Origin of the sequence: Mesorhizobium sp. C120A, assembly GCF_030323105.1 — a bacterium.
Taxonomy (GTDB): domain Bacteria; phylum Pseudomonadota; class Alphaproteobacteria; order Rhizobiales; family Rhizobiaceae; genus Mesorhizobium.
This window is the reverse complement of record NZ_CP100476.1, coordinates 4,191,520-4,215,863: the sequence shown is the minus strand read 5'-3', so window position 1 is coordinate 4,215,863 and position 24,344 is coordinate 4,191,520. Positions and strand designations below refer to the sequence as shown.

28 protein-coding genes and 1 pseudogene are annotated in these 24,344 nt (G+C 63.8%); 27 read left to right on the top strand and 2 right to left on the bottom strand.

Features of this window, described 5'->3' with window-relative positions:
- Positions 1-31 precede the first annotated feature (31 nt).
- The 27 genes and pseudogenes from NL532_RS20540 (at position 32) to NL532_RS20405 (ending at position 22,238) form a co-directional block, all read left to right on the top strand.
- Positions 32-472 carry a hypothetical protein gene (locus NL532_RS20540; RefSeq protein WP_023731558.1) on the top strand — a complete coding sequence of 147 codons (441 nt, stop codon included), beginning with the start codon at positions 32-34 and terminating at the stop codon, positions 470-472.
- A gap of 618 nt (positions 473-1,090) precedes the next feature.
- Positions 1,091-1,417 (top strand): DUF736 domain-containing protein, encoded by a 327-nt coding sequence (locus tag NL532_RS20535; RefSeq protein ID WP_023731557.1) that lies wholly within the window; start codon positions 1,091-1,093, stop codon positions 1,415-1,417.
- Between the two features lie 142 nt (positions 1,418-1,559).
- A complete protein-coding gene (locus NL532_RS20530; RefSeq protein ID WP_081726974.1) occupies positions 1,560-1,853 on the top strand; it encodes a DNA -binding domain-containing protein in 294 nt (97 codons plus the stop codon).
- A gap of 134 nt (positions 1,854-1,987) precedes the next feature.
- Positions 1,988-2,752 carry a DNA -binding domain-containing protein gene (locus NL532_RS20520; RefSeq protein ID WP_353654642.1) on the top strand — a complete coding sequence of 255 codons (765 nt, stop codon included), beginning with the start codon at positions 1,988-1,990 and terminating at the stop codon, positions 2,750-2,752.
- A gap of 140 nt (positions 2,753-2,892) precedes the next feature.
- Positions 2,893-3,174: a helix-turn-helix transcriptional regulator gene (locus NL532_RS20515; protein WP_023731555.1), complete on the top strand. Its 282-nt coding sequence runs from the start codon at positions 2,893-2,895 to the stop codon at positions 3,172-3,174.
- Between the two features lie 17 nt (positions 3,175-3,191).
- Positions 3,192-4,352, top strand: coding sequence for a replication initiator protein A (locus tag NL532_RS20510; protein WP_023829557.1), 1,161 nt, complete (start codon positions 3,192-3,194; stop codon positions 4,350-4,352).
- Complete coding sequence (locus NL532_RS20505; RefSeq protein WP_023829556.1) at positions 4,349-4,591, top strand: hypothetical protein; 243 nt, start codon at positions 4,349-4,351, stop codon at positions 4,589-4,591. The genes NL532_RS20510 and NL532_RS20505 overlap by 4 nt, the downstream gene beginning before the upstream one ends.
- Positions 4,588-5,109, top strand: a complete 522-nt coding sequence (locus NL532_RS20500; protein WP_023731552.1) for a DUF2840 domain-containing protein — start codon at positions 4,588-4,590, stop codon at positions 5,107-5,109. Before NL532_RS20505 ends, NL532_RS20500 begins: the two co-directional genes overlap by 4 nt.
- Positions 5,106-5,650 (top strand): annotated as a pseudogene (locus NL532_RS20495) (S26 family signal peptidase). The gene NL532_RS20500 and the pseudogene NL532_RS20495 overlap by 4 nt, the downstream one beginning before the upstream one ends.
- 67 nt (positions 5,651-5,717) lie before the next feature.
- Positions 5,718-6,053, top strand: coding sequence for a DUF736 domain-containing protein (locus NL532_RS20490; protein WP_023829554.1), 336 nt, complete (start codon positions 5,718-5,720; stop codon positions 6,051-6,053).
- A 3-nt stretch (positions 6,054-6,056) separates the two neighbouring features.
- On the top strand, positions 6,057-6,851 hold the full coding sequence (locus NL532_RS20485) for a lytic transglycosylase domain-containing protein (RefSeq protein WP_031203377.1): 795 nt from the start codon (positions 6,057-6,059) through the stop codon (positions 6,849-6,851).
- Between the two features lie 243 nt (positions 6,852-7,094).
- Positions 7,095-8,834: a relaxase/mobilization nuclease domain-containing protein gene (locus NL532_RS20480; protein WP_031203376.1), complete on the top strand. Its 1,740-nt coding sequence runs from the start codon at positions 7,095-7,097 to the stop codon at positions 8,832-8,834.
- Between the two features lie 27 nt (positions 8,835-8,861).
- Positions 8,862-10,847 carry a conjugal transfer protein TraG gene (locus NL532_RS20475; RefSeq protein WP_023829551.1) on the top strand — a complete coding sequence of 662 codons (1,986 nt, stop codon included), beginning with the start codon at positions 8,862-8,864 and terminating at the stop codon, positions 10,845-10,847.
- Positions 10,848-10,854: 7 nt separating this feature from the next.
- Positions 10,855-11,310 carry a ribbon-helix-helix domain-containing protein gene (locus NL532_RS20470; protein WP_023731546.1) on the top strand — a complete coding sequence of 152 codons (456 nt, stop codon included), beginning with the start codon at positions 10,855-10,857 and terminating at the stop codon, positions 11,308-11,310.
- A gap of 110 nt (positions 11,311-11,420) precedes the next feature.
- Positions 11,421-11,768, top strand: a complete 348-nt coding sequence (locus NL532_RS20465; RefSeq protein ID WP_031199999.1) for a type II toxin-antitoxin system RelE/ParE family toxin — start codon at positions 11,421-11,423, stop codon at positions 11,766-11,768.
- Positions 11,765-12,082: a helix-turn-helix domain-containing protein gene (locus NL532_RS20460; RefSeq protein WP_023707464.1), complete on the top strand. Its 318-nt coding sequence runs from the start codon at positions 11,765-11,767 to the stop codon at positions 12,080-12,082. Before NL532_RS20465 ends, NL532_RS20460 begins: the two co-directional genes overlap by 4 nt.
- Positions 12,083-12,299: 217 nt before the next feature.
- Complete coding sequence (gene trbB, locus NL532_RS20455; protein ID WP_023731544.1) at positions 12,300-13,316, top strand: P-type conjugative transfer ATPase TrbB; 1,017 nt, start codon at positions 12,300-12,302, stop codon at positions 13,314-13,316.
- A 35-nt stretch (positions 13,317-13,351) separates the two neighbouring features.
- A complete protein-coding gene (locus tag NL532_RS20450) occupies positions 13,352-13,645 on the top strand; it encodes a TrbC/VirB2 family type IV secretion system protein (RefSeq protein ID WP_081731038.1) in 294 nt (97 codons plus the stop codon).
- 29 nt (positions 13,646-13,674) lie between these two features.
- Positions 13,675-13,941, top strand: coding sequence for a VirB3 family type IV secretion system protein (locus NL532_RS20445; RefSeq protein WP_245264589.1), 267 nt, complete (start codon positions 13,675-13,677; stop codon positions 13,939-13,941).
- A 13-nt stretch (positions 13,942-13,954) separates the two neighbouring features.
- Positions 13,955-16,423, top strand: a complete 2,469-nt coding sequence (gene trbE / locus NL532_RS20440) for a conjugal transfer protein TrbE (protein ID WP_286487421.1) — start codon at positions 13,955-13,957, stop codon at positions 16,421-16,423.
- Complete coding sequence (trbJ, locus tag NL532_RS20435) at positions 16,420-17,178, top strand: P-type conjugative transfer protein TrbJ (RefSeq protein WP_023731539.1); 759 nt, start codon at positions 16,420-16,422, stop codon at positions 17,176-17,178. Before trbE ends, trbJ begins: the two co-directional genes overlap by 4 nt.
- Positions 17,179-17,188: 10 nt before the next feature.
- Positions 17,189-17,584, top strand: a complete 396-nt coding sequence (gene trbK-alt, locus NL532_RS20430; RefSeq protein ID WP_023731538.1) for a putative entry exclusion protein TrbK-alt — start codon at positions 17,189-17,191, stop codon at positions 17,582-17,584.
- 1 nt (position 17,585) lies between these two features.
- Positions 17,586-18,947, top strand: coding sequence for a P-type conjugative transfer protein TrbL (gene trbL, locus NL532_RS20425; RefSeq protein WP_286487420.1), 1,362 nt, complete (start codon positions 17,586-17,588; stop codon positions 18,945-18,947).
- Between the two features lie 2 nt (positions 18,948-18,949).
- The gene (trbF, locus tag NL532_RS20420; RefSeq protein ID WP_023731494.1) at positions 18,950-19,633 is read left to right on the top strand and encodes a conjugal transfer protein TrbF; all 684 of its coding nucleotides are present in this window, start codon (positions 18,950-18,952) and stop codon (positions 19,631-19,633) included.
- Positions 19,634-19,688: 55 nt separating this feature from the next.
- Positions 19,689-20,768, top strand: coding sequence for a P-type conjugative transfer protein TrbG (trbG, locus tag NL532_RS20415; RefSeq protein WP_050589310.1), 1,080 nt, complete (start codon positions 19,689-19,691; stop codon positions 20,766-20,768).
- Entirely contained in the window at positions 20,765-22,009 is a 1,245-nt protein-coding gene (locus NL532_RS20410; RefSeq protein WP_023694970.1) for a TraB/TrbI/VirB10 family type IV secretion system protein, read from the top strand. Before trbG ends, NL532_RS20410 begins: the two co-directional genes overlap by 4 nt.
- Position 22,010: 1 nt before the next feature.
- Positions 22,011-22,238, top strand: coding sequence for a DUF2274 domain-containing protein (locus NL532_RS20405; protein ID WP_023716200.1), 228 nt, complete (start codon positions 22,011-22,013; stop codon positions 22,236-22,238).
- Between the two features lie 56 nt (positions 22,239-22,294).
- Here the strand turns inward: NL532_RS20405 and NL532_RS20400 are convergent, their stop codons facing one another.
- Entirely contained in the window at positions 22,295-23,230 is a 936-nt protein-coding gene (locus NL532_RS20400) for a LysR family transcriptional regulator (protein WP_023716199.1), read from the bottom strand.
- An 11-nt stretch (positions 23,231-23,241) separates the two neighbouring features.
- A complete protein-coding gene (locus NL532_RS20395) occupies positions 23,242-24,237 on the bottom strand; it encodes a class I SAM-dependent methyltransferase (protein WP_023694972.1) in 996 nt (331 codons plus the stop codon).
- Between the last annotated feature and the right edge of the window lie 107 nt (positions 24,238-24,344).

Below are 24,344 nucleotides of genomic sequence, written 5' to 3'. Positions count from 1 at the left end.
TCACCAGAGTCATTCTCTCGGAGACACCACCATGATCATCCTCGGCATTCTCCTTTGCATCGCGGCCATCGGCATCTTGTGCTGGTTGCTCTTCACGCTTGCTATCGTCGCCCTCCCTTTGGTCGTCGGCGTCAACGCAAGTACATGGGCATTCAACACCGGTACCGGCTGGCTTGGCGCGATCCTTGTCGGCATCCTCGCAGCCGGGTTGACACTCGGCGTCGGCCAAATCCTCCTCTGCGTTATCAGGCCAATGTGGGCAAAGCTGGCGATCGCGATGGTCTTCGTCGCTCCCGCGATCGTTGCCGGATACCATACCACTCATGGCATCGCGAATCACATGATGCCTTCGGAAGTCTGGCAGGTCGTCTTTTCCGTCATTGGCGCGATCGCCGTCGGCGTCACGGCATATCTGCGGGTCGCGGGCATGGCCGCCGCCGACCAATCCGGTAGGGACATGGTTCGAGCTTAAACCCGCGCGAGCGAGGCGGGTGGACCAGAGCGATGAAGGCTTGGCCTCCTTGTCCTCGGTGGTTGGAGCACTCGGGATGCATGCCATGGATCGAGCAACGGCCACGTGCCGGCGCGGCCCCGTCTGTGGACTTGGACATTTTTCGGTCGATGCCGCATGGCAGGCCGACCAATCGGTGGCAGGACGGCAGCGCGGCCGGTGACTGCCGCGCTGGAGGTGCGTGGGGTTCCCGGCGTTTGGAATGCGTGGACGACGCCAGTGAACTCGCAACGATCTGCTGGAGGCTCGTTGTTCGCCAACGTCGCCGTTGCCAATCTGTCCCAAGAGCGCTCCAAACCGCCTCTTCAATGGGCTGATCTGGCCGAAGGACGGCTGAAGCCTCGACCGCCTAGGCCGCAACGGCGCGTCTCTACTTTCTTCCCCTGCCGGCTCCCACCCCATGCCGCAAGGGCATGAGGACCCCGAGCACCGCCATTCCTCGCGAGACAAGAAAGTCGTTCCTGCGCCGTCCTCCGCGTTGCTCCGGTCGCAAGCGATGCGTCGTCGCTCGCCTCCGGCCAAGTGATCGCCATCGAGGCCGCATGGTGCGGGCTCGGGATCAGAAAATGGAGACTTACAATGGCTACCATCGGCACCTTCAAGAAGTCCGCCTCGAACGAGTTCACCGGTGAAATCGTCACCCTCAGCGTCCAGGCCAAGAACGTGCGCATCGTCCCAGACACACGCGCCACTGGCGAGAACGCTCCCAGCCACCGGGTGCTGGTCGGCCGCGCCGAGATCGGTGCCGCATGGTCGAAGACCTCCAACGAGGGCCGCGACTACCTGGGTCTCAAGCTCGACGATCCGAGCTTCAACGCCCCGATCTACGCCAACCTCTTCGACGACGAGGAAGGTGAGGGTTTCTCGCTCATCTGGTCCCGCCCGAACGCACGGCGGGGTGACTAAGGACCCGCGCAGGCCCCGGCCGGAAGGCCGGGGCCTTCTTCCGCGGACGTCCGGTTCGGTTCTCCCAAGCTGAGAGCGATGCCGAAACCGCATCGCCCGATGCTGATCAACCATCCTCCGCTGGCAAAATTGCTTCTATAAAATGCAGGCTCACTCTGTGAAGAGGAGGCAAGCGATGATCGAGCCGTTTGACGAAACCGCGCCGACCAGTGACGAACTCACCGAATACGATCGGGACCACGTCAAGCTCTATATGCGCCTGCTTGACGCCGCCGACGACGGTGCGGACTGGCGCGAGGTGGTCGAAATCCTCTTCGGCATTGATCTGACGAAGGAGCCACAACGCGCCCGGCGCATCCACGACAGCCATCTGGCGCGAGCGCGCTGGATGGCGCGTGCAGGCTACCGTCATCTCTTGCGTCGACCCGGCAGCTAGCACCACAGCACCTGTGGTTCGCGGGTGATGCCGAAGCGGCATCACCCGATGCCCAGCAAGAGTCTTCCGCCAATCGCTACAACACGGAATCGTTCGGAGGCGGGGTTTACGCGTTGTTTGCGAGGAGCTCTTGGATGAGGCCGGATACGTCGCATTGGCGAGACAATGACAGTTACGACTATTTCGATACATTACCCATCGAGGGGCTCGCCTGGGAGTGTCTGCGGCGTCACGAACCCTATCAACGGCACTACCAAGCGCTCCTGACCACAAGAGCCGAAAAAGCACCGTTCCCCCTGAGGCACAGCGGCAGTGGGGGTTACGATTTCCCGGCCAGGCCGGATTTGTCCGCCTTGGCGCAAGACGTTTTCTGGTCGCCTGACGTCGATCCAGCTGTGGTTTCTCTCGTGCCGGCGCCGGAATTTCTGTCTTCCTTGCGATCGACGCCGTTGACCGGCCCGGGCGTGCTCCACGACAGCCCGGAAGGACGTCACACTGTCCATAGTGCAGGTGTCGCCACTCAACTTTTGCTTCTGCCCGGTAGTGAGCCGCACGGTCCTTTGGCGGCGCTGATCCCCCTGGATGCAGAGACGTTGGGACGGATCGAAGCACTCGCCCGTTTCTGGCGTTCCTTGCAGGGGCGCCCCCCACCTTCGGACACGCGGATGACCCCGCAGCAGCGCCGCCGCTTTCGACTGATGATGCAGGCCGCTGACGGCCACTCGAATGGCGCGAGCTACCGCGACATTGCGATCGCGCTTTACGGGTCTAAGCGCGTCGCCGCCGATCCCTGGAAGACCTCCGCGCTGCGCGATGCGGTGATCGGCCTGGTCGAAGGCGCCACCGCCATGATCGGCGGCGGCTATTTGCAAATCCTGCGTCATCGCCGTCGATCCTAGCGGGTCTGGCCGCGCAAAGGGGGTGGAGTTTTAGCCCCCCTCAACTTCCCCATCCCTTGCGAAGCCCATTCTCCGCCACCGTGGTCTCCGCCCACCGCTGAACGCCAGCGGTTGCCCAAAACCCCACGGAGGTTCGACCCATGCGACCCGATATCGCCGTTTTGCCGCCGCGCTTCCTGCGCACCAAGGAAGCCGCGGATTTCCTCAGCCTGTCCGCCCGCACGCTCGAAAAGCACCGTACCTATGGCACTGGCCCTTCCTACCGCAAGCTCGGCGGCCGTGTCGTCTATGCCGTCGACGATCTTCAGGCTTGGGCCGAACGCGGCGCTGTCACCTCAACATCCGACCCTCGTGGGTCGGTCCTGCCGGCCAAGCGTCACATGCCGACGCCGCAGACGCACGGCGGACGATACACACGCTGATCGCGCGCGGATTCCAAATGGCGACGCGAAACCAATCCCTTTCGGAGCGCGGGCAGCTTGACCTGTTCAGGGCGCTGCCTGGCGACTTCGCCCCACGAGATGCGCAGGATCTCATGGCCTATCCGTTCTTCTCCCTCTCCAAGACCCATCGCGTCGCGCCAATCGACTTCACGGCCGGCAACGTCACGATCCGGGTCGAAGCCGTACCCGATCATGGCATGGCGACCATCTGGGACGCCGACATCCTGATCTGGGCCGCAAGCCAGATCGTCGAGGCGCGCGACGCGGGCCTTCGCACCTCGCGTCTGATGGCCGCCACGCCCTATGAGATTCTGACCTTCGTTGGCCGCGGCAAGAGCCTGCGCGACTATCAGCGCCTGAAGGCGGGGCTTGACCGGCTGCAGTCGACCACCGTCTCGACGACGATTCGTCAGCCCGCCGAAGGCCGGCGTCACCGCTTCTCATGGATCAATGAGTGGCAGGAGCGCATCGATCGCCATGGCAAACCCGCGGGGATCGAGTTGATCGTCCCCGACTGGTTCTACCAGGCAGTCCTCGATGACGCGCTCGTGCTGACGATCGATCGCGCCTATTTCGACCTCACTGGCGGGCTGGAGCGCTGGCTCTATCGGCTGGTGCGCAAGCATGGCGGACGCCAGCCCGACGGCTGGCGCTTCGACTTCCGTCACCTGCACCAGAAATCCGGCAGCCTGTCACCCCACAAGCGCTTTGCCTTCGAGCTACGCGACATCATCCGCCGCCAGCCGCTGCCCGGCTACACGCTCTTCCTCGAAGTGGAGATGGGCGGCCGGACGCTGCTCGCTTTCGAGCGGATCGGCTTCTGTGGAAAGCCTGTGGGCGGCATCGTGCTATCCGGAACCGGAACTATCGTGCCATCGGGAACCGCAGGCTCGTGCTATCAGGAACCCAAACGGGGCCTAACCCTTAGAAAGCAAAGCCGAAATCGCGCCCTTAACTTAGACTCTAACCCCGACTCTAACTCTGAAGAGCGCGCGCGCGATGTGCAGAGGCTCGTCCGGCGAGCCAGCCACGCACTCAGCGTAACCACCAACAACACCCCCCAAACGTCGACGGTTTCTGGCGGTCGCAACACGGCAACCAGCGTCTCTGACGCCCCGAATCCGCCTCTTGATCCGCGCTCGAAAGCCACCCGATGATCGCCGCACTCCGCAATCAAAAGAGCCGTGTCGGCAAGGCAACTTTGACGCTGCTTCTCGCCGGTGAATTGACCTGCAAGGGAAATCAGTTCGCGACCTTCGTCGTGCGCCCGACCACCGACATGACGACTCAGGAGCGCGCATGCATCGCCGCTTTCGAGCACGACCTCCTCGTCGCCAACACGCTGCCCGCGAGGCTCGCGCGCGCATTTCCCACTGCATCAGGAGAACCGAAATGACTGGCACCGCGGCTCCCCGCATGCGCGGCGCATTCCCGGCCACGGACCACGCTGCCGATAATCTCGTCCATGTCGAACTGACCTGGGTCGAGAAGAGGATCGAGAACTGGATACGGTTCGGCACGCCCGCCCACGAACAGATTGTTGATCGTCGCCGGCGCATCCTGTCCTATCGTCCCGGCGCGGTCTTCGCCTTCGTGCGGTGGGCCGCGAACGACTTCGGAACGATCATCTCACGCATCGATATCGTGCGTGCGGTATCACGTGGCGAAGCCTATCAGACACTGCCCTTCGTGCGGCCTGGCGGCGACATCCTTCTGAAGGTCGAGAGCTGGCCCAAGGTCGAACGCGTGCTGCAGGCGATCGACGCCATCCAGCGCCTCGACATCGAGCCTGAGTTGGTGTCGCCCGATCATTGGCGGCACATCCACAACCGGATAACCGCAGGCCACGAGCCGCGCAGCTACACACTCGACCAACATCGCGCCTTCCTGCTGCGCAAGAGGACCGAGCCGTGACGCGCGCCGGGATCATCCTCGCCAGCGTTGTCGCAACCATGGGCGTCGGCTATCCCGGCCTCACTTCGACGCCCACGAAGCTCATCTGGAATGCGTCAGCCAGCGCACCGATCGGCTTCTATACGATCGGCTTTCACGGACCGTTCGAGGTCACCGATCTTGTCGCCGTCGACGCCCCCGAGCCACTCGCGGCGTTCCTCGCCGATCGCGGCTATCTGCCGAGGGGCGTGCCACTCTTGAAGCGCATCCTTGGCGTTTCCGGGCAACGAGTCTGTCGCTCGAACCTCACCATCACCGTCGACGGTATCGAGGCGGGCGCGGCGCTCGAGCGTGATCGGGCCGGCCGTGACCTGCCGGTCTGGCAGGGCTGCCGCCGCATCGCGAGCGGCGAAGTCTTCCTGATGAACTGGCAGGTCCGCGACAGTCTCGATGGACGCTACTTCGGCCTCCTCGCCACCAGCCAGATCATCGGCCGCGCCGTCCCACTGTGGACGGACGAGGGCGGCAACGGCCGCTTCGAAGGCGCGCGCCAATGCGGTGAGCGCGCGACCGGCGGCGCGTGTCGGGCCGCCAGCCCACCACCGCACAACTGAAAACAGGAGCCTGACATGCAGCAGATCGGAGAATTCACGCGCCAGAAGACTGGCTATAACGGGCGCATCCACACGCTCAGCCTCAACCTGGATATCGCCATTCTGGCGGCAGAGGCGAGCGAAACGGAGAATGCGCCTGACTACCGCATTCACGCCGGAAACGAGGACGGCCCCGAGATTGGTGCCGGCTGGAAACGCTCCAGCGAAAAGGCCGGAGACTATGTCTCGATCCAGCTCGACGACCCGACCTTCGCGCAGCCGATACGCGCGAACCTCTTTCGCAATGGCGACGACAAAACGTCCTGGTCGCTGCACTGGGCGCGCCCGCGCGACCGCAGCGGGAAGGATTGAACGATGCGCGCTCGCCGTCCGTCGACGAGCCATCGCGGTGCGCCCGGGCCGCTTCGCGCTGCCCGGCGCATGGCTCTGCTCCTCCTTTGCGGCCTGTCCGTTGCGACCGTCATGCCGGCGGCGACCTTGGCGCAGGAAACACCTCTCACACGATCGTCGCAGCGCGATCCTTTCGGCACGCAAATCAGCGAAGCCTCGCACCGCTTCGGCGTTCCGACCGCGTTGATACGCGCCATCATGCGCAAGGAGAGTGCGGGCGATGTGCGCGCCGTCTCCAGCGCGGGTGCCCGCGGCTTGATGCAGATCATGCCGGGTACATGGGATTACCTGCGCGCCCGCTGGTCGCTCGGCCGCGATCCGTTCGATCCTCGCGACAATATCATGGCAGGAACGGCGTACCTGCGCGAACTGCACGATCGCTTCGGCTCACCGGGGTTTCTGGCCGCCTACAATGCGGGACCTGCACGCTACGAAGCCTACCTTACCGGACGGCCGTTACCGGCCGAGACCCGCGCCTATGACGCAGCACTTGCCCCCCTGATGGGTGAAAGCGAGGGTATGCGCCCTTTCGCAGTCACGTCTGTCGAGGCCATTCCGTGGAAGCACGGCTCGCTCTTCGTCGGTCAGCCGGATCGCATACAGGCTGTCGCTCTCGTGCCGGCCGAGCGACCACCAAATGACGCGAGCTCTGCACCCACCGTGCGCGATATCTCCGCCATCGTGCGCGATATCTCCGCCATCGTGCCGCTGTCCGAAGACCTCTTCGTGGCGCGAGCCGGCGACAGGATCCAGCCATGAGCGCGCATGGGCGTTTTCGCGCAACCGCATGCTCCCGCGCACCGTGGCGTGGATGGAGGCGGAAGGTGGGCAGAACAACCGGAAGATGGCGAGATAAAAGGCCGCGAGGTGCGGCGTCGGTCGGTTGTGTTGTTTCAATAGGTTATGCAGCATTTCCGCGAGGTGCGAAGGTTTCGCGCACCTCGGCGGAACACCCATTTACCTGTGATTTCCGTGTTTTGACACGATGTGCGGATCTTCGTCATGAACGGTGAGGATGGATTCCGAATCCGGCCCGGCCGCATCCGCTCATCGGGCACCCAGCGCGCCAGGCCCTTCATCGCGCAGGCGCTTGCCGCCGCCCAGAAGGCGGGCGCCCGTATCTCTCGCTCCGGCCGGATCCGTCCGGGTAATCGCTCGACCTTCGGGCGTGGCCGCTCGGCGAGCGTGCGCGCCAATCGTCTCCTCACCGGCCGCTCGCGCACCGTGATCATCAAGACACGGCTGGTGCGACATCACGCGCGCGCCGCGCCGCTTGCCGCCCATCTCAGCTATCTGCGCCGCGAGGGCGTCACCCGTGACGGGGAGAAGGCAAGGCTGTTCGGGCCGAAAGTCGGGGAGGTGGATGACGGTGCTTTTGCCGAGCGGTGCAGCGATGGTCGGCACCACTTCCGCTTCATCGTCTCGCCGGAAGATGCCGTCGAAATGGCGGATCTCAAATCCTTCGCCCGCGATCTGATGGGCCAAATGGAAAAGGACCTCGGCACGAAGCTCGATTGGGCCGGCGTCGATCACTGGAACACCGACAATCCGCACCTTCATATCATTTTGCGCGGCCAGACTGATGATGGGCAGGATCTTGTGATCTCCCGCGATTACATCAAGGAGGGGATGCGCGCCCGCGCCGCCGACCTTGTTACGCAGGAGCTCGGCCCGCGCACCGATGTCGACATCCATCGCAATCTGGAGCGCCAGGTCGAAGCCGAACGCTGGACCCAACTTGATCGGCAGCTTGTTCGCGATGGCCGCGACACAGGCGTTGTCAATCTTGCGTCCCCGGCGAACGCTCAGCCCGATGAGTATCACGTGCTGAAGGTCGGGCGGGTGCGCAAGCTCGAAACCCTTGGCCTTGCCGAACAGGTCGGCCCAGGCCAATGGATGATCGGCGAAAAGGCCGAGGAGACGCTGCGCGAGCTTGGTGAGCGCGGCGACATCATCAAGCGTATGCATCGCGCCTTGACAGAACAGGGCATCGAGCGCGGCGCGGCGAACTATGTGCTGGCGGCGGAGCGCCTTGACTCGCCTATCGTCGGTCGGCTGGTCGACCGCGGCCTTGATGATGAGCTGAAGGGCAGCGCCTACGCCGTGGTCGATGGCACCGACGGCCGCACACATCACATCAAGCTGTCCGATCTCGATGCCGCCGGCGACAGCGCTCCGGGTTCGATCGTCGAGCTGCGCAAGTTCAGTGACGCGCAGGGACATGGTCGCGTGGCGCTCGCTGTCCGTTCCGATCTCGATATTGAGCGGCAGGTTACCGCCGCCGGCGCCACCTGGCTCGATCGCCAGAACATCGCCTGCGAACCGATTGCGTTGTCGGAAGGCGGCTTCGGCGCCGAGGTGCGGCAGGCGATGCAGCTCCGTGCCGACCACCTCGTCCAACAGGGCCTCGGCGAGCGGCATGGCCAACGCACAACCTTCACCCGCAACCTAATAGACACGCTGCGTCGCCGCGAGTTGGAGGCGCTCGGCGAAAAGCTCTCGGCCGAAACCGGCCAGCCGTTCAACCGCGTTCGCAGTGGTGAGTTTGTGGCCGGTTCCTACCGGCACCGTTTCACGCTCGCCTCCGGCCGCTTCGCCATGATGGATGACGGCCTCGGTTTCCAACTGGTGCCCTGGACGCCGTCTCTCGAAAAGCATCTTGGCCGCCACGTCTCGGGCGTCGCTCGCGATGACGGCGGCATCGACTGGAGCTTCGCCCGCAAGCGGAGCCTCGGTCTCTAACCTCGTTGTGAAGAAAGGACCGCTTCTATGTCCGCCACCAAGATACTCTGGGGCCAGATCCTCGCGGTCTTGATGATCGTTCTGATCACTACCTGGAGCGCGACGCAATGGGTAGCCTGGCGCCTGGCATTCCAGCCCGAGCTCGGCAGGCCATGGTTCCGTGTCCTGGGCTTTCCGTTTTACCTTCCGCCGTCATTCTTCTGGTGGTGGTATGGCTTCGATGCCTACGCGCCGTCGATCTTCGTAGAGGGAGCCTTTATCGCGGCTTTCGGCGGTTTCGCCTGCGTCGCCGTCGCCATCGGCATGTCGGTCTGGCGGGCTCGAGAGGCCAAGAAGGTCGAGACCTACGGCTCCGCCCGCTGGGCCGACAAGCAGGAGGTCAAGGCAACGGGCCTTCTCGGCCCCGATGGTGTGGTGCTTGGACGATATGACAGCGCCTATCTGCGCCACGATGGGCCGGAGCATGTGCTGTGCTTCGCGCCCACACGTTCGGGCAAGGGTGTCGGCCTCGTCGTCCCGTCGCTGCTGACCTGGCCGAGCTCCGCCGTCGTTCACGACATCAAGGGCGAAAACTGGCAACTCACCGCGGGTTTTCGCGCCAGGCATGGCCGGGTCCTGCTGTTTGATCCGACCAATCCGAAATCCTCATCCTACAACCCGCTGCTCGAGGTGCGCCGCGGCGAATGGGAAGTCCGCGACGTTCAAAACATCGCTGACATCCTGGTCGATCCCGAAGGCTCGCTCGAGCGGCGAAACCATTGGGAGAAAACCAGCCACGCCCTTCTGGTCGGCGCAATCTTGCACGTCCTCTACGCCGAGAAGGACAAGACGCTTGCCGGCGTTGCCGGTTTCCTCTCCGATCCGAAGCGTCCGATCGAATCGACGCTGTCCGCGATGATGAAAACAGCCCATCTGGGTGAGGGCGGTCCGCACCCGGTCATCGCCAACGCCGCGCGGGAACTCTTGAACAAATCAGACAACGAACGCTCCGGCGTGCTGTCCACCGCCATGTCGTTTCTTGGCCTCTATCGCGATCCTGTCGTGGCAGAGGTCACGCGCCGCTGCGACTGGCGCATCAGCGACCTTATCGACGACGAGCATCCGACGACGCTCTACCTCGTCGTGCCGCCGTCCGACATCAGCCGGACCAAGCCGCTCATTCGCCTGATCCTCAACCAGATCGGCCGCCGCTTGACTGAAGATCTGCAGGTGAGGGCGAAAGGGCACCGGCTGCTCCTGATGCTCGACGAGTTCCCGGCGCTTGGCCGCCTCGACTTCTTCGAGTCGGCGCTCGCCTTCATGGCCGGCTACGGGCTGAAAAGCTTCCTCATCGCTCAATCCCTCAATCAGATCGAGAGGGCGTACGGCGCCAACAATTCAATCCTCGACAACTGCCATGTCCGGGTGAGCTTTGCCACTAACGATGAGCGCACCGCCAAGCGGGTGTCCGACGCGCTGGGAACAGCGACCGAGATGAGGGCCATGAGGAACTATGCCGGCCACCGGCTGTCGCCGTGGCTCGGTCATCTCATGGTCTCCCGCTCCGAGACGGCTCGGCCGCTGCTCACGCCTGGAGAAGTGATGCAACTGCCGTCCACCGACGAGATCGTCATGGTTTCGGGTGCGCCGCCTATCCGCGCCAAAAAGGCGCGCTATCATGAGGATGCTCGCTTCCAGGAACGTATCCTGCCGCCGCCGGTGCTGACGGCGGCGGCGGAGGAGGGGAGGCCCGACGACTGGACGAAACTGCCTCTGCCTTCCCGTCCGCAGATTGCTGAAGCCACGTCGGCGCCGTCGGCCACGGATGACGACACAACTGATTCCGAGCGTCGTCGGCAACCCGAGCTCAGTCGTGTCGAGCAGGTCGTGAAGCCTTCGACCGAGAACGAATTCGAGATCGATCGCATAGACGACGTGGAGGACGAGGTTGCCCGCAACCGTCGGCTGACGCGTCTGATGCAAGGCATTGCGCGACAGGTGTCGCTCGACCCCGGCGACGGCGTGGATATGTGAGGCTCCCATGGTAAAGCCACCCCGCAAACAACGCCTGTCCGTCTATCTCGATCCGAAGGTCATGAGCAGGCTGGCCGAACATGCGGCGCGTCGAGATTTTTCACGGTCGCTCGTCGCCGAGGCGGCCATCGAGTCGTTCCTCTCACCCGATGCCGCCGAGCGACAGGAGGCGGCGATCACCAAGCGGCTCGACCAGCTCGATCGCCGCATGGCACGCCAGGAGCGCGATGTTGGAATTGCGGTGGAGACGCTCGCCGTTTTCGTCCGCTTCTGGCTGGCGACAACACCAGCGTTGCCCGAGCCCGCGGGGCAGGCTGCCCATGCCAAGGCGGGCGAGCGCTATGATGCCTTTGTCACCGCGCTCGGCCGGCGCCTGGCAAAAGGTCCAAAGCTTCGCCAGGAGATCTCCGAGGACATCGATGGCGGCCTGGACACCCACCAGCCCGGCAGGCCCGTGGGCTAAATGGACGGGAGGACTGAGATTTTGCAAGCCTCGATCAGGATTCTTGGTTGAAAATTATAGTCTGTATGCTATAAGGCAGGAGAATGAAAAACCAAAAGCCCACGGTGTGGATGGGATCCTCGAAGGGCGACCTGCGCGAGTTTCCGGTCGATGTTCGCCGGTTGATGGGTGTCGCAATCAACGACGCCCAGAATGGTGAGGAGCACCCGGCTGTCAAAGCCCTGAAAGGGTTTGGGGGCCGCAGCATCCTCGAGGTGATCGACGACTTCGACGGAGATACCTACCGGGCCGTCTATGCGGTGCGCTTTGCCGGGGTGATCTACGTGCTTCATTGCTTCCAGAAGAAGTCGAAGAAGGGCAGGGAGACACCCAAGCACGAAATCGATCTCGTGACAGTGCGATTGAAGGCGGCCGAGGCGCACTACCGCGAAAACTATGGGAAAGGAACAAAGTCATGACAGAAGACATCACCGCCGAAGTGAGCAGCGGCAACGTGTTTGCGGACCTTGGCTTTGACAATCCCGAAGAGGAATTGCTCAAGGCCAAGCTGGCCCGCGAGATCCGCGCCATTATCAAGCGCCGGCGCCTGACCCAGGCGAAGTCGGCTGAACTGCTCGGGATGAAACAGCCGGATGTCTCCGCCATCGTCACCGGGCGAACGGGCAAGTTCTCGATAGATCGCCTCGTGCGTTGCCTCGATCGGCTCGATTACAAGGTGGATGTTGTGGTGCGCCATAAGCCTCGACGGTCAACTCGTGCTGAGGCCGCTTGACCAGACGGCTTTGCCGACGAGCGCACAATTGACGGCGAGCGCCGCCCTTGCCTGAAGATCGTCAGCCTTTGATTGCCGGTCGGCACCGCCAATCTCCTGTATTTGCACGCTACGCCACTACGCCTCGACATAGGTGTTGAAACCACTCGAGATGTGGCTCTCTTAATCATCCCCGTCCAGGGGGCGCCCATGTCCCCCGGATCGAAACGGGGACAGGATGGCGGCTTCGCATCACAATTCAGAAGGTCTGGCGCGCGGCGCACGTATGTTGCGCACAGCGCTCGGACCCGCGATCGCGAGCTATCTCGACGACGCGGGCGTCGTTGAAGTGATGCTCAACCCCGATGGGCGTTTGTGGATCGATCGCCTGTCCGAGGGCTTATCCGACACCGGAGAGCGTTTGTCGGCGGCGGACGGCGAACGCATCGTTCGCCTCGTTGCTCATCATGTCGGTGCCGAAGTCCATGCCGGCTCCCCACGTGTCTCGGCCGAGCTGCCGGAGACGGGGGAGAGGTTCGAGGGGCTTCTTCCTCCCGTCGTCGCGGCGCCCGCCTTCGCGATCCGCAAGCCCGCCGTCGCCATCTTCACCCTCGAAGACTATGTCGCGGCCGGGATCATGTCGCCGTGCCAGGCGGACACACTTCGGTTGGGCGTTGCCAACCGCGCGAACATCCTCGTTGCAGGCGGCACATCCACGGGCAAGACCACGCTGATCAACGCGCTGCTCGCTGAAGTGGCAAAGACCGCCGATCGCGTCATCATCATTGAGGATACGCGGGAACTGCAATGCGCCGCGCCAAATCTCGTGGCGATGCGCACGAAAGACGGTGCCGCGTCTCTATCTGATCTTGTTCGCTCATCGCTGCGCCTGCGGCCCGACCGCATTCCGGTCGGCGAGGTGCGCGGGGCCGAGGCTCTCGAGCTGCTCAAAGCCTGGGGGACCGGCCACCCCGGCGGCCTCGGGACGATCCACGCCGGCAGCGCCATTGGCGCGCTCCACCGCATGGAACAGCTCATCCAGGAAGCCGTCGTCACGGTCCCGCGGGCGCTGATCGCCGAAACAATCGATCTGGTGGCCGTCCTTTCCGGCCGCGGCTCCGCGCGCCGGCTGTCCGAACTCGCTTGTGTCGATGGGCTGCGCCCGGACGGTGATTACCGGGTCGCGCCAGCTGTCCTTGAGGGCGACGACAGCACAACCTTGGTCATCCAAAGCCCTGAAGGAGAAAATCCGTGATCCAACGCCTGCGCCTCGGGCGCCATCGTCTTGCCATGACTGTTTCCGTTGGCACGCTCTTCCTGGTGATGGCCGCGCCCGCTTATGCCTCCGGCTCGTCGATGCCGTGGGAACAGCCGCTGCAACAGATCCTCCAGTCGATCGAAGGCCCGGTCGCCAAGATCATGGCGGTGATCATCATCATCGTCACCGGCCTGACGCTCGCCTTCGGCGACACGTCGGGCGGCTTCCGCCGGCTCATCCAGATCGTGTTCGGCCTGTCCATCGCTTTCGCGGCGTCGAGCTTCTTCCTGTCGTTCTTCTCGTTCGGCGGCGGAGCGCTGGTCTGATGGTGGGCGCTGTCGAACAGGGCGGCCCAATGCCGGATTATACAGTACCGGGTTATACGGTCCTCGTGCACCGCGCGCTGACCGAGCCGATCCTGCTCGGCGGCGCCCCGCGCGCCATCGCCATCATGAACGGGACGCTCGCGGGCGCCGTGGGGCTGGGGCTGCGTCTGTGGCTCGTCGGTATCGCCATCTGGGCGATCGGCCATGTTGCCGCCCTCTGGGCCGCCAAGCGCGATCCGCTTTTCGTCGACGTAGTTCGCCGGCATCTGCGCATCCCGGCGCATCTCACGGTCTGAGGGGGGCCATCGGATGATGAATCTTGCCGAATATCGCAATCGTAGCAGCCGGCTCGCTGACTTCCTGCCCTGGGTGGCATTGGTCGGCGCCGGAATCATCCTCAACAAGGACGGCAGCTTCCAGCGGACCGCGCGCTTTCGCGGTCCCGATCTCGACAGCGCCGTCCCCGCCGAACTTGTCGCTGTCGCCGGCCGGCTCAACAATGCCCTTCGCCGCCTCGGCTCCGGCTGGGCGATCTTCGTGGAGGCGCAGCGCCATGCCTCGACCGGCTATCCCGACAGCCGCTTTCCAGATGCGGCCTCCACGCTGGTCGATGCGGAGCGAAAGGCGGGCTTCGAGGAGGCCGGCGCGCATTTCGAGTCCAGCTACTTCCTGACTCTCACCTATCTTGCGCCCGCCGAAGACACCGCCCGCGCGGAAAGCTGGCTTTACGAAGGGCGCGAGCGGAAGGGCCTGGACCCTAATGCGGTGCTGACCGGCTTCGCTGACCGCAGCGACCGCGTCCTGCGCCTTGTCGAAGCCTTCATGCCGGAGTGCCAGTGGCTCGATGACGCCGAGACGCTGACCTATCTGCATGGCTGCGTCTCGACCAATCGCCACCGTGTCCGCGTTCCCGAAACGCCGATGTATCTCGATGCCATGCTGGCCGACCAGCCGCTGACAGGCGGGCTTGAGCCGCGGCTTGGCGCGTCGAATCTTCGCATTCTCACGCTCACGGGTTTCCCGACCGCGACCACGCCGGGTCTGCTCGACGAACTGAACCGGCTGGCCTTCCCGTATCGCTGGTCGACACGCGCGATCCTGCTCGACAAGACCGATGCCACCAGGCTGCTGACAAAGATCCGGCGTCAATGGTTCGCCAAGCGCAAGTCGGTCGCCGCGATCCTCAAGGAAGTGATGACCAACGAAGCGTCCGTCCTCGTGGACACCGACGCCGCAAACAAGGCCGCTGATGCCGACATGGCGCTGCAGGAGCTCGGCGCCGACTATGCGGGCATGGCTTATGTCACCGCGACGGTGACTGTTTGGGACGATGATCCTGGCATCGCCGACGAAAAACTGCGCCTGGTCGAAAAGGTCATCCAGGGCCGCGATTTCACGGCGATCATCGAAACCATCAATGCCGTCGACGCCTTGCTCGGCAGCCTGCCGGGTCATGTCTACGCCAACGTCCGCCAGCCTCCCATCTCCACGCTCAATCTCGCCCACATCATACCGCTTTCAGCGGTGTGGGCGGGCGCTGTGCGGGACGAGCATTTTGCGGCGCCCCCTCTGCTCTTCGGCAAGACCGAAGGCTCGACCCCGTTCCGGCTTTCGCTTCACGTCGGTGACGTCGGCCATACGCTGATCGTCGGCCCGACCGGCGCGGGCAAGTCCGTGCTCTTGGCACTGATGGCGCTGCAATTCCGCCGGTATGAAGGCTCGCAGGTTTTCGCCTTCGATTTCGGCGGTTCGATCCGCGCGGCGGCACTCGCCATGGGCGGCGACTGGCATGATCTCGGCGGCGATCTCAGCGATGGAGCGTCCGATAGCGTCAGTCTTCAGCCGTTCGCGCGCATTCACGATGTCCCCGAGCGCGCCTGGGCCGCCGACTGGATCGTGGCGATCCTGACGCGTGAGAATGTAACGATCACGCCTGAGATCAAGGAGCATATCTGGACGGCGTTGAGTTCTCTGGCGTCCGCGCCTGTCGAGGAGCGCACCATCACCGGCCTGGTCGTGCTGCTGCAATCAAACGATCTCAAGCAGGCATTGCGCCCCTATTGCGTCGGAGGTCCCTATGGCCGCCTGCTCGATGCCGAGCACGAGCATATCGGATCGGCGTCGGTCCAGGCATTCGAAACCGAGGGGCTGATCGGAACAGGTGCCGCGCCCGCCGTCCTGTCCTATCTCTTCCATCGCATCGAGGACCGGCTCGATGGCTCGCCAACCCTTCTCATCATCGACGAAGGCTGGCTTGTGCTGGACGACGAGGGCTTTGCCGGCCAGCTCCGCGAATGGCTAAAGACGCTGCGCAAGAAGAACGCCAGCGTCATCTTCGCCACGCAGTCGCTCAGCGACATTGACGGCTCGGCAATCGCGCCCGCGATCATCGAGAGCTGCCAGACCCGGCTTCTGCTGCCAAACGAGCGCGCAATCGAGCCGCAGATCACGGCGATCTATCGTCGATTCGGCCTCAACGATCGGCAGATCGAGATCATCGCGCGGGCGATGCCAAAGCGCGACTATTACTGCCAGTCCCGACGCGGCAACCGGCTGTTCGAGCTCGGTCTGTCCGATGTGGCGCTCGCGCTCTGCGCTGTGTCCTCGAAGACCGACCAGGCCGCGATCGCCCGCATCTTCGCCGAGCACGGCCGCGACGGATTCCTCGCAGCCTGGCTTAGCCACCGTGGCGTCGGCTGGGCCGCTGAACTCGTTCCCGCCATAACCAGCCCCGCCCTAACCAGCCCCGCCCTCACCAACAAGGAGAAGTCCCCATGAAACAACGCCGTTCCCTTGGCATGCGGTTCGCCGCCGCACTGCTTGTCGCTCCTGCCGCGCTCTCGCCTTTCCTGACGACACCGGCACAGGCCTTGATCGTTTTCGATCCCTCGAACTATTCGCAAAACGTCCTGACGGCAGCGCGCTCGCTCGAACAGATCACCAACCAGATCACCTCGCTCCAGAACCAGGCGCAGATGCTCATCAACCAGGCGCGCAATCTCGCAAGCCTGCCGTTCTCCTCGCTGGAACAGCTTCAGCAGTCCGTGCAGCGTACGCAGCAACTGCTCAGTCAGGCGCAGAACGTTGCCTATGACGTGCGGCAGATCGATCAGGCCTTCCAGCAGAAATACGGCAACGTCTCGCTATCGGCTTCGGATCAGCAACTCGTCGCCGACGCGCGCTCGCGCTGGGGCAACACGGTTGGTGGCCTTCAGGATGCCATGCGTGTGCAGGCGGGCGTCGTCGGCAACATTGACACCAATCGCAGTGAGATGTCGGCACTGGTCGGCCAAAGCCAGGGTGCGACGGGCGCGCTTCAGGCAACACAGGCCGGCAACCAGCTCCTCGGGCTTCAGGCGCAGCAGCTTGCCGATCTCACCGCTGTCGTCGCCGCGAATGGTCGGGCGCAAGCGTTGCAATCGGCCGAGCAGGCCACCGCCGCCGACCAGGGCCGGGAGCAGCGCCGCCGCTTCCTGACGCAGGGCTCGGGCTACCAACCCGGCAGTGCGCAGATGTTCTATGGCAAGAACTGAGGCCGGAGCGATGGATGGCAAGATCCTCGCTCGTGTCAGTGCGGTCGTCTTCATCGCGGTCGCTTTGACAGTGACCGCGATCGAGATGAGCAGCAAGGACGATGAGCCTGACGCCCTTGGGACACGGGACCGTTCCACCGCGTCACAAGACCTGCTCGCGTTCGAATTGCGCCGCTGTTCCGGGATCGGCGAGGCCGGTCCTCGCGATCCCGGTTGTCTGAAAGCCTGGGCAGAGAGCCGGCGCCGGTTTCTCCGTCAACGTGACTCGGCAACCGCGCCTGCGCCGGTAGCGCCGACAACGCTGTTTCCGAATGTGCCCGCGTCAGGCGACCGGCAAGAAGGGGAGGGGACGGATGTGACCGCTCCCGCGATGCAGGTCGAGCCGCCTCGGCCGGAGCCGCGCTGACATGGGTGGCATGGGCGTCATCGACCATTTCCTCGAAGTCTTCACACGCTACATCGACAGCGGCTTCGGCCTGCTCGGCGGCGAGGTGGGCTTCATCGCCACAACTCTGATCGTCATCGACGTGACGCTGGCGGCGCTCTTCTGGTCCTGGGGTGCCGACGAGGACATCATGGCGCGCCTCGTCAAGAAGACGCTCTTCGTCGGCGTCTTCGCCTACCTCATTTCCAACTGGAACAATCTCGCCCGCATCGTCTTCGAAAGCTTCGCCGGGCTTGGCCTGAAGGCCTCGGGTACGGGTTTTACCGTCAACGATCTCATGCGCCCGGGCAAGGTGGCGCAGACCGGGCTCGATGCCGGCCGGCCGTTGCTGGACTCGATCTCGAACATGATGGGCTATTGGTCCTTCTTCGAGAACTTCATCCAGATCGCCTGCATGTTCTTCGCCTGGGCGCTGGTGCTGCTGGCCTTCTTCATCCTGGCGATCCAGCTCTTCGTCACCCTGATCGAGTTCAAGCTGACGACGCTCGCCGGTTTCGTGCTGATACCCTTCGGTCTGTTCGGCAAATCCGCGTTCATGGCCGAGCGGGTGCTTGGCAACGTCATCTCGTCCGGCATCAAGGTGCTCGTGCTCGCCGTCATCATCGGCATCGGCTCAACCCTTTTCTCCGAGTTCACTTCCGGATTCGGCGGGACCACGCCGTCGATCGACGACGCCATGGCGATCGTGCTGGCCGCGCTGTCGCTGCTCGGCCTTGGCATATTTGGACCTGGTATCGCCAACGGTCTCGTCTCCGGCGGCCCGCAGCTCGGCGCGGGTGCGGCGGTCGGCACCGGGCTCGCCGCCGGCGGCATGGCAGCAGTGGGCACAGCGGCCGGCGGCGCCATCGTGTCCGGAGGCGTGGCTGTCAGCAGCGGTGCTGCAACGGCGGCCCGTGGCGGTGCCGCCACCGCGGGCAGGGCATCCACAGCCTACGGCCTCGGCGCGGCGGGACAGTCAGGCTTTTCCGGCGTCGCATCCGGGCTCGGCGGTGTCATCAGCGCCGGCGCGCAGGGCGCCATCTCACCGCTGAAGCGAGCGGCAAATAATGCGGCAGGCAGCATGAAGCAGAGCTTCCAGTCCGGCGCTCGCGCTGCCTTCCAGACGACAGGCGGATCCTCCACGGCTGGCACAATCGGCGCGAACGCGCCCGAAGCCAGCTCCGCTCCCGTTGCGTCCTCCGCCACTGAAAGTCAGCCTGCCTGGGCGAAGCGCATGAAGCGCTCGCAACAGATGTCCCATGGCGTCCAGGCCGCCGCCCACGCTGTCCGCAGTGGCGACAGCCATGGCGGCGGCTCCTCGATCAACCTCTCTGAAAGAGACTAAGCATGTTCAAACGACCGTCCACGCACTACGGCAGATCCCCACAACCCGAGACGCCCTACCAGCGTGCTGCGCAGGTCTGGGACGAGCGCATCGGTTCCGCTCGCGTGCAGGCGCGCAACTGGCGGTATATGGCTTTCGGTTGCCTGGCGCTCGCCGCGGGCTTCTCCGCAGCGCTCATCTGGCAATCCGCGAAAGGCTCGATCGTGCCTTGGGTGGTGCAGGTCGATCGTCTCGGCCAGGCGCAGGCCGTGGGACCCGCGATCGGCGACTATCAGCCGAGCGATCCGCAGATTGCCTTCTACCTGGCACACTTCATCGAACAGGTGAGGTCGATCCCCGCCGATCCGGTCATCGTGCGGCAGAACTGGCTGCGCGCCTATGACTTCGCGACGAAGAGCGGGGCGCTGGCCCTCAACGACTATGCGCGCGCCAATGACCCGTTCACCAAGGTCGGCAAACAGCAGGTCGCCGTCGACGTGTCGTCGGTCATCCGCGCATCGCCGGCGAGCTTCCGCATCGCCTGGATCGAACGCCGCTATCAGGATGGATCACTCGCTTCCACGGAGCGCTGGTCGGCCATTCTCACCATTGTCATGCAGCCCCCGCGCGACGCCGACACGCTGAGGAAGAATCCGCTCGGCATCTACATCAACGCCATCAACTGGTCGAAGGAGCTTGGACAATGATGCCCGCACTCTGCAACACCGCCCCCGGGGGTGTCCGGCTTTCCTCGTTCGCGCAATGCCGGCCTTACGCAAAATGGCCTTTCCAGCACTTCTGCTTTTGACCTCGGCGCTTGCGGGCTGTGCCACCAGGCAGAAGCCGCCGGAGATTTCCTATGACGATCCGGTCCCGGCCGTGCAGGCGGTCGATCCGCCCCCGCCCGTCAAGGTGGTGGAGCTGTCCAAGCCGCTGCCGCTTCCAGGCCAGTTGAAGCCGGTCGGCAAGGCCGCAAAGCCCGACCCGGAACCGACCGATCCGGCCGCGCGCGTGAACCTGGCCAATGCGGCCGCGCGCGTCCAGCCTGTCCGCAACGGCTTCATCAACTCGATGCAGGTCTATCCGTTCGTCGATGGCGCGCTCTATCAGGTTTATGCCTCGCCGGGGCAGATCACCGACATCGCGCTGCAGCCCGGCGAGCAGCTCGTCGGCTCCGGTCCCGTCGCCGCCGGCGACACCGTGCGCTGGATCATCGGCGATACCGAGAGCGGTACGGGCGGCGCCAAGCAGGTCCACATCCTCGTCAAGCCGACGCGCGCCGACCTTCTCACCAATCTCGTCATCAACACCGATCGGCGGACCTATCACATGGAACTGCGCTCGACGCCGTCGACCTATATGGCATCGGTTTCCTGGCAATATCCGCAGGACCAACTCATCGCTTTGCGGCGTCAGAACCAAGAGGCTGAAGCTGTGCAGCCGGTCTCGACGGGCATCGATCTTTCTCGCGTCAATTTCCGCTACGACGTGACTGGCGATCGCGCACCCTGGCGGCCGTTGCGCGCCTTCGACGATGGTAAGCAGGTGTTCATCGAATTCCCGCGGGGCATCGGCCAGGGCGAGATGCCGCCACTCTTCGTCGTCGGGCCGGACGGTGACACGTCCGAGCTGGTCAACTATCGCGTGCGCGGCAACTACATGATCGTCGACCGGCTGTTTGCCGCCGCCGAGTTGCGCTTCGGCGCCGGCAAGAACCAGCAGCGCATCCGCATCTCCCGCACCGATGGGGTGAAGAGCAGTCGATTTTCATGGATGCGTGGCCCTGGTGAGACCCCGCAAGCGACGTCCCTCCGAACAAACAGGGGAGGGTCGTCATCATGAGCGACAGATTGGATCCAGGGAAGGAAGAGGGCCGGGGGCCGGCGGATGACGCCCGGCCGGAGGCGTCGGTCGAGGATGACGCCCGGCCCCTGACAGGCGAGCCGGCCGCAGCCATGCGGCTGCGCGCCGAGCAACCGCGGGTGACGCGTCTGTCCCGCAAGGCGCTGGCCGCGTTGGGGCTCACCGCAAGCCTCGCTGTCGGCGGTGCGCTGATCTACGCGCTGCAGAACCGTCAACAAGGCCAGGGTCAGGAGCTGTACTCAACCGACAATCGCTCGACGCCCGATGGGCTCGCCGGCCTGCCAAAGGACTATGCAGGCGTCCCAAAGCTTGGCCCACCGCTTCCCGGCGATCTCGGCCGCCCGATCCTCGCCGCGCAGAATGGCGGCCCCGCGCTATCAACAGGTCCCGTTGGACTGGACCAGGAGGAGCAGCGCCGGGAGCAGGAACTGGAAGCGGCGAGGACGGCGCGCTTGTTCGCGTCCACGCAAACGCGGCCTGCAAGTGACACGACCGTCGCTCAAGTCACGACAGAAACCGTGCCACGGCCTGATCTCTCCAGCCTTGGGTTCGCGCCGCAGCCGGCCACGCCCTCGGCGCAGGACCGGCAGCGCGCGTTCCTTGATCAGCCGGCGGACAAGCGAACCGTCTCGCCTGATCGCGTCGCGGCGCCGGCGTCGAAAAACGTCCTGCAGGCGGGCGCTGTCATCGCGGCCGCCCTCATCACCGGCATTCGCTCCGACCTGCCGGGTCAGATTACCGCGCAGGTGACGGAGAATGTCTATGACAGCCCCACCGGACAAGTCCGTCTCATTCCGCAGGGGACGCGCCTCATCGGCCAGTATGACAATGGTGTCGGCTTCGGCCAGCGTCGCGTGTTGCTGGTCTGGACCAGACTGATTTTTCCGAACGGCCGCTCCATCATTCTGGAACGTCAGCCTGGCGCGGACGCGGAAGGCTATGCTGGGCTCGAGGACGGCGTTGACTATCACTGGGGCGAGCTCTTCAAGGCTGCAGCGCTCTCCACGGTTCTGAGCATCGGCGCGCAGGCAGGCTCATCGGGCCAGGAGAGCGACATCATGCGCGCTCTTCGTCAGGGTGCTTCCGACAGCATCAGCCAGACAGGCCAGCAGATCGTGCAGCGGCAGCTCAATATAGCGCCGACACTCACCATCCGACCGGGATACCCGGTGCGCGTCATCGTCACGCGCGATCTCGTGCTTGAACCTTATGGAGGCTGAAATGGCCAAGCTGAAACTGGGGCCAATCGCTGACGACAAACCTGTCAAGGTCATGGTGGAGCTTCCCGCGGCATTGCACCGTGACCTGACCGCTTATGCCGAGATCCTCGGCCGCGAAGCGGGGCACCGGCCCGCCGATGCGCCGCGCCTCATCGTTGCGATGTTGGAGCGGTTCATTGCGACGGATCGGGGCTTTGCCAGGGCAAAGCGTTCGGAAAGTGCTGGCTAAGGGCCTGGGGACCGAAGTCGAACCGGTCAGTCGCGCCTCCCATTCATGGCGTGACTTCAGAAATCGCGCCGCGGCGAGCTCCTCCATTGACAGGTCCCGGGTCGTGCTGCTGTCGCCATGTTTCTTGCGGTCCCAACCAGCCGCAAGAGCGCGCGCTTTGGGTTCGATTCAAGCCACACTGCCTTGATCCAACTGATGCTGCTCTGCCCACGGATCGGTTTCCACACTGTGGCGTCGATGGCGACTGTCCTGGCAAAACCCTCGCCCGCCAGAGTGACGCCTTGACCGAGTTGCACCTTGAGGATGACCGTTGCTTCGCTGGCGCGACATATCTGGATAGCGGGGCCACCATTCGCAGCGATATGCTCCAGCAATTGCGGATCCCGGGAGGATTCGCCTGAAACCAGCAGACACGTATCTGCAAGATCTGCCCATCTGACCGCAGGCTTTTCTGCAAGCGGATGGTAGCAGGGCAGGAGAACGAACAAACGCTCGTGCGCAAATATCTCGCTACGGCACAGGGCGGCGTTCTCAAGCCCGTGCGTGAAGACGATGTCGAGGCGCCGGCGGCGTATAGCCGCCAGGCACTGTTCGAGTGGAACGTCTTCGATCTCGACGCACACGTCTGGATGTAAACGGCCAAAACGATCGATGAGACGTGTCACGAACGTGCGCCCCATCTGGGCGCATAATCCTATCCTGAGCGTTTTGACATCCTGGTGACCGCGACTACCTCCAGCCAGTGCATCCTGCAAGCCTTCATAATGGGCCCGGACAAGATCGACCCAGGCCCGGCCTGCCTCGGTCAGCCGAACGCCATGGACGTCGCGGTCAAACAACTGCATGTCGAGCAACTGCTCGAGAGCTACGATGTTGCGGCTGACACAGGATTCCCTCACTCTGAGAACTCTTGCAGCCTGCCTGAGGCTGCCATGGTCGACAGCTGCGAAGACATGGTCCAAACGGCGGAGCGTGTTGTCGACCTGTCCCAAGGCGCAGGAGCCTATTCCTGCGCGGCAGGGACGCTAACGGGCAGGGGCGGACACAAGCTCGTTTCGTAGACGTACTCGTGCGGAATGGCCGGAGTGGCCATCTGGGAGAGGTACCGGTTTAGGTTTTCCTCGCTATTGCTCGCCGCCAGGCTACAGAAATTTCCGCTGTTCCACGTCAGTGAGCAGTAGCTGAAATGCTGGCGTATGGCGTCGGCCATCTGTGCCAAAGTCACCTCATTGCCGAACATCGTATCCAGAACGAGGGTTTGCTTCTTCTCGATTTCATCTGGGGGAAAATAGCGCGCCTTGAACCCAAAATCCTTCTGGTATTCGCGACGCCTGTAGTCCGGCTCCTCGGTTGCCCGGAACTTTTCGACGAAGACGAAGATTCCGTCCTGCTTGAGGTGCTGGGTCACGAATTCGATCTGGCTTGCTCTGTTGGGCGAGTACATCTGAAAGGTCGTATCTTCGAGAATGATGTCGAACCCGTGGGCAAAATTTGCCAGTCGCGGATCTGAACGCAGGACGTCCTTTGTCAAATGATGAAAGGGGCCGACGAAGAAGTCAGCGTGCGGCGGTTCGCCATAAGCCATGAAGCAATTGTAATTCTCCGCGTTCGGGCTGCACGACAGTGTGCGTATCTGTCCCTCCGACAGTTCGGACAGTGTCCTCGCCATCGTGCCTTCCGCTGTTCCAAGGCTGTATAGCGAATGCGGACCACCACGATCCCGTGCGTATTTCAGCATTGCGTAGGCCGTCCGGCACTCCTCCTCCAATCTGTAGGGAATGCTGCCGTGATAATGCTGGTCAAAAAAGCCTTGTCGTGCCGCATGCAGGCTGACCAGGCCGCGCAGCAGTTCATCGCTCGGCAGAAGCCGGGCGTCGGCGACGGGCTTGCGGATTGGCATCCCGCTCTTGCCAGCGGCGGTCGCCGCGAAAAAGCCTGCCAGTCCGTTGATCCGTGGGCCGTGGTCGCACTCAGCCAGAAAGTCGTCGAGTCCACGCATCGCAGTATGCCTCCAGCACCGTTCCATTGGTGAGATGCCGATACGTCGATGGGGGAAATTCCACCAAGATAAGTGGGGTCTAATATTTCACCGGGCTCAAGTATTGG